Below are 16,341 nucleotides of genomic sequence, written 5' to 3'. Positions count from 1 at the left end.
CTGGATCGTGCTGGAGGTTCTGCTATCCCAGCGGGTTGGCCGCCTGGCACTTCTGGTCGCTGCCGGTCTGAGCCACCACGCTTCCGGAGGAGTCAGCGGACGACGGCGGGGCGGCGGGTTTGGTGCCGGACGCAAAGTCCGTGCCGGCGTACAGTTGCACGCCCTGGATGTTGGCAACCTGCTGGACGCTGCTTGCCGGCAGGCCGAACAGCGCGGCAACGTCGGCTGCCACGTCCTCGAACCCGGCGGAGTAGTACACCATGGTCTGGCCCTGCGCCTGGGCCGGCAACTGGGTGAGCTTGGTGAACCCGGCGTCGGACAGCAACCCTGCGATCGCCTTGCTGCGGCCGGTCACACCGGTGCCGTTGGCGATGGAGACCGGCTGCAGCGACTTGTCATAGGCCGGTGCAGCGGGCGTTGCCGGCGTCTCAGGTGCTGCCGGCGCAGGCTGGCTCAGGTCCGGGCTGTTGCGCAGGGCCTTGAAGAAGTTGGATGCAGCCGGCTCGTCGAGAGCCAGCCGGTTGGGGTCCTGCGGCGCGGGGACGGTGGGTACGGTGATGAAGTTGATGTTGGCCGGATCGATGTTCTTCAGCCGGTTGGCGATGGTCAGCAGGGACGGGGCCGAGGCCAGGCCGGAATCCACCGTCAGGTTCTTGGTGATGGTGTCGGCGATGCTCAGGACCTTTTGCGGGTTGCCGAGGGTGCCCTCGGACTTGAGCTTGCGGCTGAGCGAGGCAAGGAAGCCCTGCTGCGCCTGGATGCGGCCCAGGTCCCCGCCGTTGGCGAACCCGTGCCGGGTCCGCAGGAAGGCCAGCGCCTGGTCGCCCTGCACCTGAGAGGTGCCCGCCGGCAGGTTCAGGTGCGAATCGGGATCATTGACGGCCTCGGTCACGCAGACCTCCACGCCGCCTACCGCGTTGGACAGCTCCTTGACGGCGTTGAAGTCCGCCATCATGAAGTGGTCCACCTCAAGGCCCGTCAGCTTGTTCACCGTATCCACGGCACAGCCGATGCCTGCCTGGGCCATGGCGCTGTTGATCATCGCGCTCTTTTGCCCGGGATACGTTTGGTTGGTCTTGGAATCCGTGCACGAAGGCACATCCACCAAAAGGTCGCGGGGGAAGCTGATGACGTTCACGTGGTTGTTGTCCGCGGAAATGTCCAGCAGCATCATCACGTCGGACTGCCCGTAGCCGGAGGATTGGTCCGCGGTGCCGTATTGGCTGTTGTTGCCGCTCCGCGTGTCCGAGCCCAGCACCAGGATCTGCAGCCGGTCCGTGTTGTCATTCGCGGCCCCCTCCGTGCGCTGTCCGCCCGCGGACAGCTGCGAAGTGCTGATGTTGGACTGCAGGCGCCAGGCCCAGTAGCCGCCAAACGCCAGGACGGCCAGGAGCAGCACGGACACCACAGCAGTGAGGACCTTGACCCAGCGTGGGGCACGACGGCGGAGGGGCCGGAGGTGGCGCGAACTGGTGGCGTACAGCTCACCCTGACCGGGGTAGGCGAGGGGGCTGGAGCTTTCCTGTTCCGGGCCGGGAGATTTTCTGGAACCGAACACGACAAAAGGACCTTCGGGAGGGGACAGGTTTCCGCTACCCTACAGGCCGAAGCTGGCAATTCGCCTAAAACCCTTGACCTGGCGGGTGTCCCGTCGCCCTCCAGTAGCGGGGTGGGCGTACTCTTTCTTTTCGGCGGTACCCGCCCGGGCCGCTGGCCCGGCCCTGCGGGAAACCGCGGATGTTCAGGCTGAGGAACGGACAGATGAGTACAGGACAAAAGCAGCGCGTTACGCGTCCTCCTGCCCGGCGCAGGCTGGGCAAACTGGCGGTATGGCTGGAGGACGACTCGCCGGGCCGCCTGCGGCCGCTGATCCTGGCAGTGGTGCTCACGCTCTCAGGGATCGGACTCGTGGAGGTGGCGTCGGCGTCGTCCGTGGAATCCGTGGCGGCAGGAAACAATCCGTACGATCTTCCCCTGAAGCAGGCCATGTGGACCGTGGCCGGCGCGGCGATCATGCTGGTGCTGGCGCGGATGCCCGTGCGGCGGATCCGGTGGCTGGGCTGGCCGATGCTGATCGGTTCACTGTTTGCCCTGGTGCTGGTGTTCACGCCGCTGGGCATGACCGTGAACGGCAACCGGAACTGGCTCAGTGTGGGTGGTTTCACGGCCCAGCCGTCCGAATTCGCCAAGCTCTCGCTGATTGTGTGGGGAGCCTGGATCCTGGACCGGAAGCAGGCCCTGCTTGGGCAGTGGAAGCACGCGGTCATGCCGCTGGCACCGGCCGGTGCACTGATTATGGGCATCGTGGCGCTGGGGCACGACCTGGGCACCACCTTGATCATCATGATGATCCTGGCCGCCACCATGTTCTACGGCGGCGTGCGGATGAAGGTGTTCTCCGTGGCCGGGCTGATCTGCGCGGCGGCAGCCCTGGTGCTGGCAGCCACCAGCGGCAACAGGATGGGGCGCATCTCCTCCTGGCTGGGCATGGGGTCTGACGAGGACGCGCAGGGCATGGGCTACCAGGCGCAGCACGGCACATACGCACTGGCTTCCGGCAGCTGGTTCGGCGTGGGCCTGGGGCAGAGCCGGCAGAAGTGGAACTGGATCCCGGAAGCCCATAACGACTTCATCTTCTCCATCCTGGGCGAGGAACTTGGCCTGGCCGGCTCGCTGCTGGTGCTGGGCCTGTTCGCCACCCTGGCCATTGCCGTGTTCAAGACCATCGCCCGGACCACGGATACCTTCTCGCGGATCGTGGCCTGCAGCGTGATCACCTGGATCCTGGGGCAGGCGGTGATCAACATTTCCATGGTCAGCGGGCTGCTGCCCGTTATTGGCGTGCCCCTGCCGTTCATCTCATACGGCGGGTCGGCGATGGTTTCGTCCCTGGCAGGAATCGGAGTGATCCTGGCGGTGACGCGTCCGGAAGGTACTGTTCCACCATCCCGCCGTGGCACCCGCGTGGGCCGCGCACTCCGTCGCGGTGCCGGGTCGAATCGTGCTGGATTAAGCGGCGCTGTGCCTGATAGTGCTGTGAAGCAGGCCCGGGAGCATGCGCACCAGCGGTAACGCCGGAGGGGCGCTTCCCGCCGCGCCCATGACTGCCGTCCGCTTCATCCTGGCTTTCGGCATCATCAGCGCGCTGATGGACATGGTGTACGAGGGTGCGCGGAGCGTTACCGGGCCGTTCCTCGGTGCGCTGGGCGCATCGGCGCTCCTGATCAGTGTGGTCACCGGTGCCGGTGAAGCCGTGGCCCTGGTCCTCCGCCTGGTGTTTGGGCGGCTTGCTGACAGGCCCGGGCTGCGGTGGGCGCTGGCCATCAGCGGTTATGCCCTGACCGCGGTCTCAGTGCCCCTGCTCGGAGTCACCGACGCACTGTGGGTCGCCTGCCTGCTGGTCCTGGCCGAGCGCTTGGGCAAGGCCGTGAGGAGCCCCGCGAAGGACACCATGCTGGCGGAGGCCGGTTCCGCGCTGGGCCAGGGAAAGGCATTCGCGCTTCATGAAGCACTGGACCAGGTGGGGGCGTTGGTGGGGCCACTGCTGGTGGGGGTGGCCCTGGCGCTTTCCGGCAGCTACGGGCCCGGTTTCCTGCTGCTGGCTGTGCCCGGACTTGCGGCCATGCTGGTCTTGTTCTGGCTGAAGCGCAGAGTTCCCGATCCTGGCGTCTACGAACTCGCCGCCGCCCAGCCGGGCAACCCGCAGCCTGCAGGCGGCGTGGAGCAGGCCGATGCGGAGCCCCCTGGAGCGGAGCGCAACGCGGCCATTCCTGTTCCCGGCGGCGCTGCCGGAATGCCGCGCCAGTACTGGCTTTACGCTGCGTTCAGCAGCCTGACAATGTTCGGCTACGCCACGTTTGGACTGCTTTCGTTTCACTTGGTGGCCACAGGGCTGCTCCCGCCGGCGCTGGTTCCGGTGCTTTACGCCGCGGCAATGGGTGTGGACGCGGTGGCAGCCCTGGGCTCGGGCTGGCTTTTTGACCGGGTTGGGCTGCGGGTCCTGCTGGTCCTGCCGGTGCTGGCCGCCGCGGTTCCGTGGCTTGGCTTCAGTAACAACACCGGGCTTGCAGTGGCAGGTGTGCTGGTGTGGGGAGCGTCGATGGGGATGCAGGAGAGCACTATGCGTGCCGGCGTGGCGGGCCTGGCACCGGCCAACAAACGGGGGAGCGCCTACGGAATGTTCACCGCCTGTTACGGCCTGGCCTGGCTGGCGGGAAGTTTCCTCATCGGCCTCCTCTACCAGCAGTCGGTCTTTGCCCTGGCCGTCACCGTCACGGTGGTGCAGGCAGCAGCATTGGCGATTTTCGCCGTCGTCCGTCCTGGCCGCTCCGGCGACCTAACTGCCTAGGCGACCGCCCCCGCAGCCTCCCGGCATTCTGCACAGCGGACGTCCGCAACCAGGCTGCCGGCGTCGTCCTATTGGAAATGGGTGACGTGATTGGTGTTCCTTCCGCACCGGGGGCAGAAGCTCTGGCTTTGTTTAGTCCACATGCCTGAATAATACGGAATGCCGTGATGCAGGGAAGATCGCGGGTCAAAGTATGCGGATGCCCGCAGGTCTCCTTAACCGGATCTTGATCAAACCTGCCGGCGATCCTTCAGGGAAGCCTGAGTTTCGCCGGGTAGCTTGTGCCCATCAGGCGGTAGCAGGGAAGGAGCGCAGGACAATGACCATTACCGATTACTTCGTGGCTCTTGGTGGCATGCTGGCTTCACTCGGGTGTGCAGGACTTCTGGCGGCAGCACTTATCCGGGCCCGGGCGCGTCATTAGCCGCGCGGTCACCCTTGCCTTGCCCTCCCGCCATTGGCCGCGGGGAGTTGCGCGGCGGGATTAGGCGATTGCCGGAGGCTCGAAGCGGGTTCCCGGCGGGCCGCTGGGCATCGCCCGGAGGATGCTGTCCGCGACGCTGCGCACTTTGAGGTTGCGGTTCCTGGAGGTGCCGGCCAACTTGCTGAAGGCTTCAGCATAGGAGCAGCGGTTCTGCGCCATGAGCACTCCGCAGGCAACGTCGATGCTGGTCCTGCTCTCCAGTACCTGCTTAAGGTTGTCGCCGGCACGGATGACGCCGTGGACGTCCAGTGCCAGCTTCAGGCTGTGCGATGCCACCTCGACGAACCAGGCGGCGTCATTGACAACCTTGGCGGTGAATCCGACATTGGCCGGGGCCAGGAAGACCAGTGCGCCGGCCAAGCCGGGCTTTAGATCCAGGGGGACGGCAAGGGCTGCGCCGAAGCCGTTGTCCACCAACCGCCTCCGGTAGGCCTGCCAGCGCCCGCCGGCCTGATTGATGACTGTTGGAGCAGCCAGTACGGAACCGAGTGCTGTGGGGCCGTCTCCGTGCTCGTCCTCGGACGCTGCCAGGCCAGCCGCGCCGGATGTGCTTCCGGCCGTGGCAAGGCAGGACCGCTGGCGGTGCAAGACCACGGCACATTCCATCGCCGCACCTGCCGTGGTACTGACCCAGTGGGCTGCAGCGTCGGCGAGTATCTGCAGGGACCCTGCCTCGCCGTCGGCCCCCGTTACGAGGTCCAGCAGGAACCCCTGCCGCTCAAGCGCCTTGTTGTTTGCCGGGCCAACTGCCACTGACGCACCCCCATTCCTTTACGCCCACCAGCTACAGGCGCGGCGGGTTGCATAGAAACCTATTGGGCTGCCGATGCCCGGGCACGAGTAGCCAGTACTCTACTTTTCCCGTCGGGCTGCGCGAGGTACCTGAACATGCTTTGCATCGTTATGGAGGTGGAGGGACGGCGAGTGGGCTACGATGGGTTTGTTAGACAGCCAAGCAAGTAGGATATCGAAGGAATTCGCATGAACCCGCATGGTGCAAGCGAAGGCTCACGGTACCCATCCTCGGCGGGTGCCGAGCCCCGCGCAGTCGACGTCATCAACGCCCTCCGGGAGTTCCGGACATCCGAAAGCGCCATGAGAAGGCGCACCCGTTCCTCCGTGGCAATGGGGGAGACGGACCTCCTGGCCCTGCGGTACCTCATAGACGCGGAATCGGCCGGAATCGGCATCCGGCCCACAGAACTTGCCGCCCGCCTGGCCATCACCTCCGCTTCAATGACAAGCCTGGTCGATCGGCTGGTTGCGGGTGGGTATGTGTTTCGGGAACCCCATCCCACGGACCGGCGCGCTGTGATTCTGAGGCCCACTCCCGGTGCTGACGAAGAGGTCCGGCACAACCTGAACCAGATGCACAAGCGCATGCTGGAGGCTGCCGAATCCCTGTCTCCCGAGGAGATCAAAGCCGTGATGCACTTCCTGGAACGGATGCGTGAAGCGGTGGACGCCGTCAATGCCAAACCCGGCGTTTCCGTACGCTAGACAAGTAGAGAATCCTAGTTAGGCTAGCTACATACTTGTTTATCAATCGGATGGCGGATCGAATGACTGCAGTACTTGAACCTCAGGCACCGGGACAATCGACCTTTACGGGCCGTCGCGTCGAATGTGTGCAGAAGGCCGTGCCCATTGCCCTGGACCACCCGTCGGGATTGCGTGGTTCTTCCGTTGCCGTGAATGCCTCGGATCGTGCCCTGGCTGACCCTGCCGCCCCCTTCCACTGCGGCACCGCAATGAGTTCGATTCCAGTGCCTGTGCCGTCGCTGAGCTGGGCTTCGACGGAACTCCAGGGAGTGGGCCTGCGCCTGCGGCTTCAAGATGGACGTTGGCATCACCGCTGATTCCATGGAGGCCGTGCGGCTGGAATCCGCCATGCTGGAAAGCCTCCAGTGGGAAATGGACGCAGCGCAGGAACGCTTCGAGAATGCCGTGCGGGCCGCTTCCCGGTTGGGCGCGGCCCCCGAAGCTCTTGGCAAAGCTGCCGGCCTCGCCGCCGAGGAACTACAGGAGATCCTGGCCCGCAGCGTTCAGCTGTTCTAACGCCTGGCAGGCGGGGCCTGTAATAGGCTCCCCGGGCCCCGAAGTGCAGCCATCCGTCTGTTCAGATGCGGCTGCACTTCGGGTCGTTGGGAGCGGTAAAGCAAAGTGGTGGCCGGCCGGCTCTGGCCCGAAAAGTGGGCGCGGCGAGCGGCCGGAAGGTTTTATGCAGCCAGGCGGACTGCCCTGGGACGCGGATCTCGGCGCTCGGCCAGCACGCTGATGGTGCAGGGTGCCTGGTCCGGATCGATCTTTGCGGGCAGGTGCCGTGTTTCGGAGGCGGTATGGAGCATGTCCAGCGCCTCCTCATCAACCAGGGCGCTGGAAACGTCCAGCTCCAGGTCCAGGCCTCCCCTGAGGGAGTTGGCACGCTTTGCCACTACATAGAGGGCGTTGACGCTGTGGATGGTGATATGCCCCTTTGCAATCACCTGGGCCTTGCTGTGGTCCAGATCCACCCGGACCACAATGTTCAGCTTAGAGTTCAAGTTGTAAAGCCTTCCCCGGCATTGGCTGCGACGCTGCAGCTTCTTGCATGGCCTGTTTGCTTAAGCCTCCACTAGGTTAGGCAACGAATGTGATGAGCGCAACACAGTGACGTTTGTTACACCGCAAGTAGTTTTCTATCAGTTTGAGGAGCACCCATGAGCGCCGATCCCGCCGGCAAGCCTTCCGTCCTCTTTGTTTGCGTCCACAACGCAGGCCGGTCCCAGATGGCGGCCGCTTTCCTGACCTCCCTGTCCCGGGGAACCGTGGAGGTGCGTTCCGCCGGATCCCAGCCCGCGGAGAAGGTGAACCCCTCCGCCGTGGAGGCCATGGCGGAGGTAGGTATTGACCTCTCCGCGGAGGTCCCGAAGATGCTTACCACCGAGGCAGTGAAAGAATCGGACGTGGTGATCACTATGGGATGCGGTGACGAGTGCCCGGTTTTTCCGGGCAAGCGTTACGAGGACTGGGAACTGGAGGATCCGGCCGGCAAGGGCGTTGACTCGGTTCGTCCGATCCGTGATGAGATCAAGGCACGCATTGAAAAACTGATCACCGAACTCCTGCCCGCGCAGCACGCGGACGCCCAGTAGTACCGCCACCGAAGGACAACCAATGAGCAAAGAACAGCTGATCATCATCGGCTCCGGCCCCTCCGGCTACACCGCCGCCATTTACGCCGCCCGCGCCGGCCTGAACCCCCTGGTCCTGGCCGGGTCCGTCACCGCCGGTGGCGCGCTGATGAACACCACCGAAGTGGAAAACTTCCCGGGCTTCCCGGGCGGCGTCCAGGGCCCGGAGCTGATGGACGGGCTGCAGCAGCAGGCGGAAAAGTTCGGCGCGCGTATTGAGTACGACGACGCCACGTCCGTTGACCTCAAAGGTCCCGTCAAGCGCGTGGTCACCGGCGGCGGGGAGACTTACGAGGCAACGGCTGTCATCCTGGCCACCGGCTCCGCCTACAAGGAACTCGGCCTGCCGGAGGAGAAAAAGTTCAGCGGCCACGGCGTTTCCTGGTGCGCCACCTGCGACGGCTTCTTCTTCCGCGAACAGGACATCATCGTGGTGGGCGGCGGCGACTCCGCCATGGAGGAAGCAACCTTCCTGACCCGCTTCGGAAAGTCCGTCACCGTCGTCGTGCGCAAGGGCGAGCTCCGGGCCTCCCGCATCATGGCCCAGCGTGCCAAGGACAACCCCAAGATCCGCTTCGCCTGGAACTCCGCCGTCACGGCCATCCACGGCGACGGCAAAGTCACCGGCGTCACCCTCACGGACACCCGCACAGGGGAAACCCGGCACCAGGACGCCACCGGCATCTTCGTGGCCATCGGCCATTTGCCGCGCACCGACCTCGTGGCCGGCCAGGTGGACCTGGACGAGGAAGGCTACATCAAGGTTGACGCGCCCACCACGTGCACCAACCTGCCCGGTGTCTTTGCCTGCGGCGACGCCGTGGACCACCGGTACCGCCAGGCAATCACCGCCGCCGGAACCGGCTGCGCCGCAGCCCTGGACGCCGAGCGCTTCCTCGCCGCGCTGGAGGACGCTGCCAGCATCGCCACTGCGCTCGTCGAGGAACCGACCCACAGCTGATGTCCGTCCCAGGCCCCAACTGAGTCGCAGTTAATGTCGTTATCAGCCCCGAAAACGACAACAACTGCGACCCAGTTGGGGCTTTGCCTGTTAGACGACTTCGGGGAGCTTTCCCGTTAATACTGATACGGGAGCGGCCGACCAGCGCTCGCGTTCCGGTTCGTAGGAGACCACCATGGACACGTCGCTTCCCCGCGCCTCGTCGATTGCCAGCAGCAGGGCGTCCTCCATGTGCCTGGCATATTCCAGCCGCTCGGGCAGGGAGCCCTGCAACCCGCCGTCGTCAATCAGCACGTGGCTCTTGCCGTCCACAATGACCTTCAGTGAATACCCGCGGTCCTCCTGCCGGGACCCGCGGGTGGATGTAATCTCGGTGACTCGATCGGCCCGGACCAGCCCGTTGCCCAGCGTGCGGATCCACACTTCACCCATGAAATGACCTCCCCTTGGCTGTGGGCGCAGACCGCCAGCGCCCCCTAGGGCGAACAGTACTCCGTCCCCGCATCTTTGTGACCCCTGTACTTTTCCGGCATCTGCTGGGCGGAATATGACGTGTCCTTTTCATACTGGTCGGTTAGGGTGGGTGCCGTTAGCCCGCCGGGGGTGCACCTGACTTTGGGAGGAATGTATGTGGTCAAAGCTTGATACGTATCTTTATCCGCTGCAGCCCTCTGCCCATTGCCCCTCAGGGACGTTCGAACTGCATGTCCCCTCCGGGAAAATGGTGTGGTCCGAGGGCATGTACGGCATACACGGACTCAAGCAGGGTGAGGTGGTGCCCACCTTCGAACTGTTCATGGCCCACAAGCACCAATTGGATCGGGAGCGCATCCAGGAGATCTGGGCGGACCTCCTGGAAGGCGGCGGCCAAGGGGCGCTGCTGCACCGGGTCATTGACGTCCGGGGCAGGGAACGGCGCGTTTTTTCTGCCATCCAAGCTGTCGTGGAACCATCCGGACAGGTGGACTACGTCCGCGGCTTCATGGTGGACGTGACCCAAAGCCTGCGTATCGAGTCCCAGCACGCCGCCGAGGAAGCCATCGAGGGAGCCCTCGGGCATAAGGCCCTGATTGAACAGGCGAAGGGCATTGTCATGGCACTGCAGGGAGTGGACGGCCCTGCCGCATTCCAACTCCTGGCCAGCAGGAGCCAGCACGCCAACACCAAGCTGCACATCGTGGCCGAAGAACTGGTGAACGCGGCAGCGAACGGCAAGGCCGCTGAGCTCCTGGCCGGTTACTGACCTCCAGCTAGCCCATCACCTGCTGGTTGACCCAGCGTTCCAGGGGCGGTACCAGCAGCAACACCGCGACGCCGGCCACCATCAGGACGTGCACGAAGACGTTCCATGCGGTGGTCCCCACCGTCTCGCCTCCGCCCGTTGCCGCCTCCCAGAACGGCACCAGGGTGACCAGCCCCAGCGCCGCAGAGGCCAGGGCTGCGTACTCCCACCAGCTCCACCGGGCGAACAGTCCCCACGTGGCCACCAGGAATCCCAGCACGGTCAGCAGCGACAGCACCATGGTGATGGCCCACCAGACGCCGGAGGTGTTGACCCCTTTGCTGGCGAACGTGGGCGTCAGCCACAGCCAGCTGCTCCCAGCCATCAGGAGGGCGATCCCGCCAAGGGTGCGAAGAGTGAACACTGCCAACCACCTCCTTCAAAAAGGCTCCGTTTCCAAATAGGCTCCGTGCTGCCGGGACCGCTGGAACAGTGCCGAACGGCCTGCCGTCCCCTGCAGGCGGTGTCCCCGGGCGCTTCCTGCGTCGGGGGACCTTCGGCACTTTTTGCCGCGGCTGTCCATGCGGGACGCTGTTGGCATGGCGGCCAGGACTACCACCAGCCGGAGCGGCAACGTTGGCTCCGCCGTGATCAACGCCCTGTTGCTGTGGGGGATCAACGTCTGGCCGGGCTGGCAGATAGTTCCGTTCCTCACCGCGGACATGACCCGCGTCCTTGACCTCATCAACGCATCCCTCATCGCCGGCATCATTGTGAACCTGGTCTGCGCGGTGATCCATTCGCGGGCCCTCCTTTCGCTGGGAAACATTGTGGTCATGGGCATAGGGGTGGCGGCCATGCTGCGAATGTGGCAGGTCTTCCCCTTCGATTTCGGCACCAGCTGGTCCGGCTGGCCCGTAGTGGTGCGGGTGTTCCTGGTGCTCGGGATCGTGGGTTCGATCATTGGCGCCATTGTTGAGCTGGTGAATTTCTTCCGGGCCCTGGCCGGGTTCGAGCCGCGCGTCCGGTGAACCTTGCCCCTGTTGCACCTAAGCCTCAGTCGAAGTGCGTAATGACGTTGGGATCCTTGCCCACCGAGGCCACCAGCAAGGCTGCCACGTCCCGAAGCTTGCGGTTGCGGGTGTTGGAGGCGCTCCGCAGGACCTTGATGGCGGTGTCCTGGTTGCAGTTGTTCTGGGCCATGATGATTCCCGTTGCCAGGTCGATGATGGTCCTCGACTCCAGTGCTGCTGCCAGGTTGTCGCGGTCCTCCGTCAGCTGTGCCAGGCGCACGGCCAGGCGCAGCGCCTTGGAGGCCTGGCCCGCATGCACTTCCGCCTTGTGAATTGCTTCATCGCTGAACGCGTGCGTTTGGGCGGCGTACAGATTGAGTGCCGCACTTGCCTCCCCTTCCAGCGGCAGCGGAACGGAGAGGATGGAGCGGATGCCTTCGTCCCAGGCCGTGGCACAGTAATGGGGCCAGCGGCTCTCCTCATGCAATGTGGGGATGTAGACGGTGACCAGGTCCCGGAGGGCGGTCAGGCAAGGCCCGTCGCCATAGGCATACTGCAGCTCATCCATGGCTTTGACCCGCGAATGGCTGGTGGCCACCGTTGCCGGTTTCTTCTTCCGCACCATAGTGACGCCGCAGAGCAGCCTGGTGTGGACGGAAAGCGCCGCGGCAGAGAGGGTCACGAGTTCGTGGAGCAGCTCCGCCATGTCCGGAGTCTTCAGGACAAGGTCCTGTAGACGCTCCACGATCCCTTCCTCACGCGGAGTTTCGTGCTTTCCCGCCATGTGGCATCACCCCAATGTGCTGCGTACGGAGATTCTAGGAGGAAGGGCGGGCGAGGAACCCCTGTACCAGGCCCCCTTTCCAATGCAGGGGGACCACAATGGGCGGCCATAGGATAAATCTGATGACTTCCCCTGATGATCCTGAGCCTTTCAGCCTGCGCAGCATTGCGGTTGCCGCTTTCGGCCCCACACTGCTTTTCGGGATCGGGCAAGGTGCCATCCTGCCGGTGGTGGCGTTGTCCGCCCGCGAACTGGGAGCGTCGGTGGCAGTGGCGGCCCTGATCGTCACCCTGATCGGCCTGGGGTCCTGGTTCTTCAACCTGCCCGCGTCCCTGGTGACCCTCCGCTTCGGTGAGCGCTGGTCCATCGTGGGCGCCGCCGTCGCTGCCGGCCTGGCGCTGGCAGCAGCCGCCGTCTCCTCCACCCTTGCCTCGAACGGACTGTGGCTGCTCGCGGTGGCGATGGCCGTCGTCGGAATGTCCGGGGCGGTGTTTGGCCTGGCCCGGCAGAAGTACCTCACCGAGGCCGTGCCCGTGGCGTTCCGTGCCCGGGCGCTGTCCACCCTGGGCGGTGTGAACCGGATCGGCGTGTTCATCGGTCCGTTTGCGGGGGCCGCCGTGATGCAGTTCTTCGGCCTTGCAGGCGCCTACTGGGTGGGCGTGGTGGCCATGGCGGCCGCCGCGCTGCTGTCGCTCACCATTCCGGACCTGACGACGCCGGAGGTCCGGCCGGGCGGGGATGCCGGCCCCCAGCCCACCCTCCGCAGCGTCGCGGTCTCACACGCGGGCGTGTTCCTTTCACTGGGCGTTGGCATCCTGCTGCTCAGCGCACTGCGGTCCTCCCGCCAGGTGGTGATTCCGCTCTGGTCCGACCACCTGGGAATGGACGCCACCTCGGCCTCCCTTATCTATGGGTTGTCCGGCGCGATCGACATGCTGGTGTTCTATCCCGCCGGGAAACTGATGGACCGCAAGGGCCGGCAGTGGGTGGCAATCCCGTCCACGCTGCTCATGGGGACGGCGCTGCTCCTGATCCCGCTCACCGGATCCTTTGTTGGGCTGCTGCTGGCGGCGCTGTTGATCGGTTTCGGCAACGGCATCAGCTCCGGGCTGGTGATGACGCTCGGCGCCGACTTCTCGCCGGACCGCGGCCGGGGGCAGTTCCTGGGCCTCTGGCGGTTCATGGCCGACGCCGGGTCCACCGGCGGTCCCGTCCTCCTGTCGGGGGTGACCGCGCTCGCCTCCCTGGGCCCGGGGATCTCAGCCACCGGAATCCTGGGGTTCGCGGCGGCAGCCGTGTTCGCCGTCGTAATTCCCCGCCTGAAGCACCGCCGCAACTACTGACCGTGTTTGCGGGCCGGTTTGGTGGGTAGCGCGGCCGTTGAGGTTATTCTCGACACATGAGTCATCCCGGCGCCGCTGCCCGCATCAGTCCACTGCAGAAGGCCGTGTGGTGGGCGCAGGACTATGTGTACGCCGCGGGCTGGCAGGTGCGCGGCTTCCTGTCGCGCGTGCAGCCGGCGTCCTTCCGGAACGGGACCCGCGCGCCCGTGGTGATCATCCCCGGCGTGTACGAAAACTGGCAGTTCATGATGCCGGTCATCCAGGCCATCCACGACGCCGGGCATCCCGTCCACGTGGTCACCGTACTCCAGCGCAACAAGCTGAAGGTGCCGGAGGCCGCCAAGCTCGTGGCCCAGCACCTGGAGGAGGCGGGGCTGCGCGGCGCAATCCTGGTGGCGCACAGCAAGGGTGGGCTGATTGGCAAATACACCATGCTGTCCCTGGATCCCGAACACCGGATCGACCGGATGATCTCCGTGTGCGCACCGTTTTCCGGCTCGCGTTACGCCCGGTACATGCTGCTGCCAAGCCTGCGGATCTTCTCGCCCCGGAACGCCCTGACGCTCCAGATGTCCCGTGAGCTCACCATCAACAGCCGGATTACATCCATTTACGGACCCTTTGACCCGCACATTCCGGAGGGAAGCGTCCTGCCCGGCGCCACCAACATCGAACTGCCGGTGGCCGGGCACTTCAAGATCCTGGGCGACCCCGGAACCGCCCGCATCATTGTGGAGCAGCTGAACCTTCCGGCCTGACGTCCTTTTGCCGGGGGCGTGCTGCCGGTGCTTGTGGCGTGCGTGCGGCGATATGCCGGGCGATGAAGGCCGCGTCCCGGCCTACCCCGTGGACCATGGAGGACGCCAGCGACTGCTGGAAGATGGCGCCCAGGAAGTAGAGTCCCGACTGCGCTTTGGCCACCCCGCGGTCATGTTCCGGTTCGCCGTCCGGGCCGAACACCGGCAGGTGGATCCACCCCAGGTCCGGCGTGAAACCGGTGCACCAGATGATGCTGGCCACCTCGAGTGCCCGGCCATCCGCGAGTATGGGAAACCCATCCCTGGTTCCTTCCGTCCTGGGAACGCGTTCGACGCCGGCACGCACCAGGTCGCGGTTCTTCACCCTGACCAGGGGTCCGCTGTGTGCCAGGATCTGCGGGCGGGCCTTCCGGCCGGCAGGCGTGTTGAGGTTCAGGACGTGCGAGAACGCGAAGAAGACGGCGAGGGTGAGGGGGCGGGTGGCCAGGGCGTCGATGGGCCAGGGGATTTCGCCGGGGTGCCTGCCGGAGATGTATGTCCTGCGGGTCGGGGCCAGCTCCAGGGCGATGTCCGCGCCGGAGTTGCCCGCGCCGACCACCAGGACCGGGCCTGGCGCGAGGTCCGCTGGGCTCTTGTAGCTGCCCGCCGTGAGCTGTTTGATGTGCGGGCTGAGCTGCTGTGCGAAAGCCGGCACCTTGGGCTTCCGGTCCCAGCCCGGGGCGACCACTACGTTGTCGGCTTCGATGCGTTGGTTGTCCGTTTCGATGACGAAGCACTGTCCGGTGTGGCTCACGCCGGTGACCCGGAAGTTGTTCCGGACCGGCAGTGCGAAGCGGTCCGCGTAGCCGCTGAGGTAGTCGGCGAACTCTTCCCGCGACGGGTAGGACCAGGGCGGGGCTGGGTAGCGGCTGCCGGGAAGGGCGTCGTACCGGGCGGGGGTGAAGAGCCGGAGCGACTCCCAGCGGGCACGCCAGCTGTCACCGGTCCTGGGGTTCTCGTCGAGGATGACGAAGTGACGCTTGAGGCGGGACAGGTGGTAGCCCATGGCCAATCCGGCCTGGCCGCCGCCGACGACGACGGTGTCGAAGTGCTCTGACATGATGGCCTGCCCTTCCACCCCTTTGCCGCTTCTTTGCGATGGGCTCTTGGCGGCCTGGGGCTTCCTGCTAGAATTCATCCGAAGCATACTCGGATCAATTAAGGCTAGGCCCGGCGATGAGTGAAGTCAATGCCCCTGCGCGCCGCTACCACTCGCCCCGGCGGAAGCAACAGGCGGCCGCAACGCGGGATGCCGTACTGGCCGCCGCTCGTGAATTGTTTGTGGGGGAGGGGTACCGTTCCACCACTGTGGCGGGCATTGCGCGGAGGGCGGGTGTCGCCGTCGACACTGTCTACGCCGCCATCGGGCGCAAGCCTGACCTGCTGCGGGAAGTAGTGGAAACTGCCATCTCCGGGACCGGCCATGCGGTTCCCGCCGAGAGCCGCGACTATGTCATTCGCCTGAGGGAAGCGGAGCGCGCCGCCGACAAGATCTCGATCTACGCCCACGCCCTGGCCGCCATCCAGCCCCGGCTCGCGCCGGTGTATGTGGCCCTGCGGGATGCCGCGGGGACCGACGCCGATTGCGCTGCGCTCTGGCGGGAGATCTCCGACCGGCGCGCGGCGAACATGCTGAAGTTTGTTGAGGACCTTGCCGCTACCGGGGAGCTGCGGACCGACCGGCCGGCCGCAGAGCTGGCCGACGCCGTCTGGAGCATGAACGGGCCCGAGTACTGGGTGTTGCTGGTGGACCAGCGCGGGTGGACCCCGGAGCAGTTTGCGGGCTGGCTTACTGATGCGTGGTGCCGGCTGCTGCTGACCGTGGACCAGGCTAAGAAGCGCTAGGGCCAAGGCGGCCGGTGTGGGTGGCCGGCGAACGCTCCTGGTCGCCGGGGGATTGCGGACGCGGTTCCTTCAGCTCAATGAAGAGGCAGTGCGTGGGGGAAGAGCCGGTATTCGTCCCCGAATGTTCCTGCGCGTCGAGCCAGCGGGCCTGCCCTGCCCCGAGTTCCACATCCACTTCGCGGCCTCCCGACCGGAGCCGGCGGGCGAACGAAGTGAGTGTGACCATCACGCTGTCCGGGTGGGAATGGGTGCCGGTGCTGTCGCCGGGGCCGTCACTGTACTCAAGGACGCGGACCCGGTCGTTCTCGAAGACCAGCCGGTAGTGCTGTGGATTCACTGCAATGGGATCGGCCATGGGAAACCCCTCATTT

The 16,341-nt window shown here is 65.5% G+C and carries 19 protein-coding genes; 11 read left to right on the top strand and 8 right to left on the bottom strand.

Features of this window, described 5'->3' with window-relative positions; genetic code table 11:
• Window positions 1-22: 22 nt before the first annotated feature.
• Window positions 23-1,558 carry an LCP family protein gene (locus tag LFT44_RS15305; protein WP_236799258.1) on the bottom strand — a complete coding sequence of 512 codons (1,536 nt, stop codon included), beginning with the start codon at window positions 1,556-1,558 and terminating at the stop codon, window positions 23-25.
• Window positions 1,559-1,761: 203 nt separating this feature from the next.
• Between LFT44_RS15305 and ftsW the strand changes: the two genes are divergently transcribed.
• Window positions 1,762-3,072: a putative lipid II flippase FtsW gene (ftsW, locus tag LFT44_RS15300; RefSeq protein ID WP_236799257.1), complete on the top strand. Its 1,311-nt coding sequence runs from the start codon at window positions 1,762-1,764 to the stop codon at window positions 3,070-3,072.
• Window positions 3,056-4,348, top strand: a complete 1,293-nt coding sequence (locus LFT44_RS15295) for an MFS transporter (protein ID WP_236799256.1) — start codon at window positions 3,056-3,058, stop codon at window positions 4,346-4,348. The genes ftsW and LFT44_RS15295 overlap by 17 nt, the downstream gene beginning before the upstream one ends.
• Window positions 4,349-4,832: 484 nt before the next feature.
• Here the strand turns inward: LFT44_RS15295 and LFT44_RS15290 are convergent, their stop codons facing one another.
• Complete coding sequence (locus LFT44_RS15290; RefSeq protein ID WP_236799255.1) at window positions 4,833-5,585, bottom strand: ANTAR domain-containing protein; 753 nt, start codon at window positions 5,583-5,585, stop codon at window positions 4,833-4,835.
• Window positions 5,586-5,813: 228 nt separating this feature from the next.
• Between LFT44_RS15290 and LFT44_RS15285 the strand changes: the two genes are divergently transcribed.
• Complete coding sequence (locus LFT44_RS15285) at window positions 5,814-6,332, top strand: MarR family winged helix-turn-helix transcriptional regulator (RefSeq protein WP_236799254.1); 519 nt, start codon at window positions 5,814-5,816, stop codon at window positions 6,330-6,332.
• A gap of 336 nt (window positions 6,333-6,668) precedes the next feature.
• Window positions 6,669-6,890: a hypothetical protein gene (locus tag LFT44_RS15280; protein WP_236799253.1), complete on the top strand. Its 222-nt coding sequence runs from the start codon at window positions 6,669-6,671 to the stop codon at window positions 6,888-6,890.
• Window positions 6,891-7,051: 161 nt separating this feature from the next.
• On the opposite strand, the gene LFT44_RS15275 is transcribed toward LFT44_RS15280, so the two are convergent.
• A complete protein-coding gene (locus LFT44_RS15275) occupies window positions 7,052-7,375 on the bottom strand; it encodes a hypothetical protein (protein ID WP_236799252.1) in 324 nt (107 codons plus the stop codon).
• 156 nt (window positions 7,376-7,531) lie between these two features.
• Between LFT44_RS15275 and LFT44_RS15270 the strand changes: the two genes are divergently transcribed.
• Both LFT44_RS15270 and trxB read left to right on the top strand, forming a co-directional pair.
• Entirely contained in the window at window positions 7,532-7,966 is a 435-nt protein-coding gene (locus LFT44_RS15270) for an arsenate reductase ArsC (protein WP_236799251.1), read from the top strand.
• Window positions 7,967-7,988: 22 nt separating this feature from the next.
• Complete coding sequence (gene trxB / locus LFT44_RS15265) at window positions 7,989-8,966, top strand: thioredoxin-disulfide reductase (RefSeq protein ID WP_236799250.1); 978 nt, start codon at window positions 7,989-7,991, stop codon at window positions 8,964-8,966.
• Window positions 8,967-9,056: 90 nt separating this feature from the next.
• Here the strand turns inward: trxB and LFT44_RS15260 are convergent, their stop codons facing one another.
• Window positions 9,057-9,398: a hypothetical protein gene (locus LFT44_RS15260; protein ID WP_236799249.1), complete on the bottom strand. Its 342-nt coding sequence runs from the start codon at window positions 9,396-9,398 to the stop codon at window positions 9,057-9,059.
• 196 nt (window positions 9,399-9,594) lie between these two features.
• Here LFT44_RS15260 and LFT44_RS15255 point away from each other — a divergent pair, with 196 nt between their 5' ends.
• Window positions 9,595-10,209, top strand: a complete 615-nt coding sequence (locus LFT44_RS15255; RefSeq protein WP_236799248.1) for a PAS and ANTAR domain-containing protein — start codon at window positions 9,595-9,597, stop codon at window positions 10,207-10,209.
• Window positions 10,210-10,216: 7 nt separating this feature from the next.
• Here LFT44_RS15255 and LFT44_RS15250 read toward each other — a convergent pair whose 3' ends face one another.
• A complete protein-coding gene (locus LFT44_RS15250) occupies window positions 10,217-10,612 on the bottom strand; it encodes a hypothetical protein (RefSeq protein WP_236799247.1) in 396 nt (131 codons plus the stop codon).
• 175 nt (window positions 10,613-10,787) lie between these two features.
• Between LFT44_RS15250 and LFT44_RS15245 the strand changes: the two genes are divergently transcribed.
• Window positions 10,788-11,219 (top strand): hypothetical protein, encoded by a 432-nt coding sequence (locus LFT44_RS15245; RefSeq protein ID WP_236799246.1) that lies wholly within the window; start codon window positions 10,788-10,790, stop codon window positions 11,217-11,219.
• 25 nt (window positions 11,220-11,244) lie between these two features.
• Here LFT44_RS15245 and LFT44_RS15240 read toward each other — a convergent pair whose 3' ends face one another.
• Window positions 11,245-11,946, bottom strand: a complete 702-nt coding sequence (locus LFT44_RS15240; protein WP_236799245.1) for a GAF and ANTAR domain-containing protein — start codon at window positions 11,944-11,946, stop codon at window positions 11,245-11,247.
• A gap of 161 nt (window positions 11,947-12,107) precedes the next feature.
• On the opposite strand from LFT44_RS15240, the gene LFT44_RS15235 reads away from it, so the two are divergent.
• Window positions 12,108-13,328, top strand: a complete 1,221-nt coding sequence (locus LFT44_RS15235; RefSeq protein ID WP_236799244.1) for an MFS transporter — start codon at window positions 12,108-12,110, stop codon at window positions 13,326-13,328.
• Window positions 13,329-13,384: 56 nt separating this feature from the next.
• Window positions 13,385-14,086 carry an esterase/lipase family protein gene (locus LFT44_RS15230; protein WP_236799243.1) on the top strand — a complete coding sequence of 234 codons (702 nt, stop codon included), beginning with the start codon at window positions 13,385-13,387 and terminating at the stop codon, window positions 14,084-14,086.
• Here the strand turns inward: LFT44_RS15230 and LFT44_RS15225 are convergent.
• Window positions 14,055-15,185, bottom strand: a complete 1,131-nt coding sequence (locus LFT44_RS15225; protein ID WP_236799242.1) for a flavin-containing monooxygenase — start codon at window positions 15,183-15,185, stop codon at window positions 14,055-14,057. The genes LFT44_RS15230 and LFT44_RS15225 overlap by 32 nt on opposite strands.
• A gap of 116 nt (window positions 15,186-15,301) precedes the next feature.
• Here LFT44_RS15225 and LFT44_RS15220 point away from each other — a divergent pair, with 116 nt between their 5' ends.
• Window positions 15,302-15,970 (top strand): TetR/AcrR family transcriptional regulator, encoded by a 669-nt coding sequence (locus LFT44_RS15220; protein WP_236799241.1) that lies wholly within the window; start codon window positions 15,302-15,304, stop codon window positions 15,968-15,970.
• Here the strand turns inward: LFT44_RS15220 and LFT44_RS15215 are convergent.
• Window positions 15,957-16,325 carry a cupin domain-containing protein gene (locus tag LFT44_RS15215; protein WP_236799240.1) on the bottom strand — a complete coding sequence of 123 codons (369 nt, stop codon included), beginning with the start codon at window positions 16,323-16,325 and terminating at the stop codon, window positions 15,957-15,959. The two genes, LFT44_RS15220 and LFT44_RS15215, sit on opposite strands and share 14 nt — an antisense overlap.
• Window positions 16,326-16,341 lie beyond the last annotated feature (16 nt).

It is taken from the genome of Arthrobacter sp. FW306-05-C, assembly GCF_021801725.1.
Taxonomy (GTDB): Bacteria; Actinomycetota; Actinomycetes; order Actinomycetales; family Micrococcaceae; genus Arthrobacter.
The sequence above is the reverse complement of the archived record's forward strand: the minus strand, read 5'-3'. Positions and strand labels throughout refer to the sequence as shown.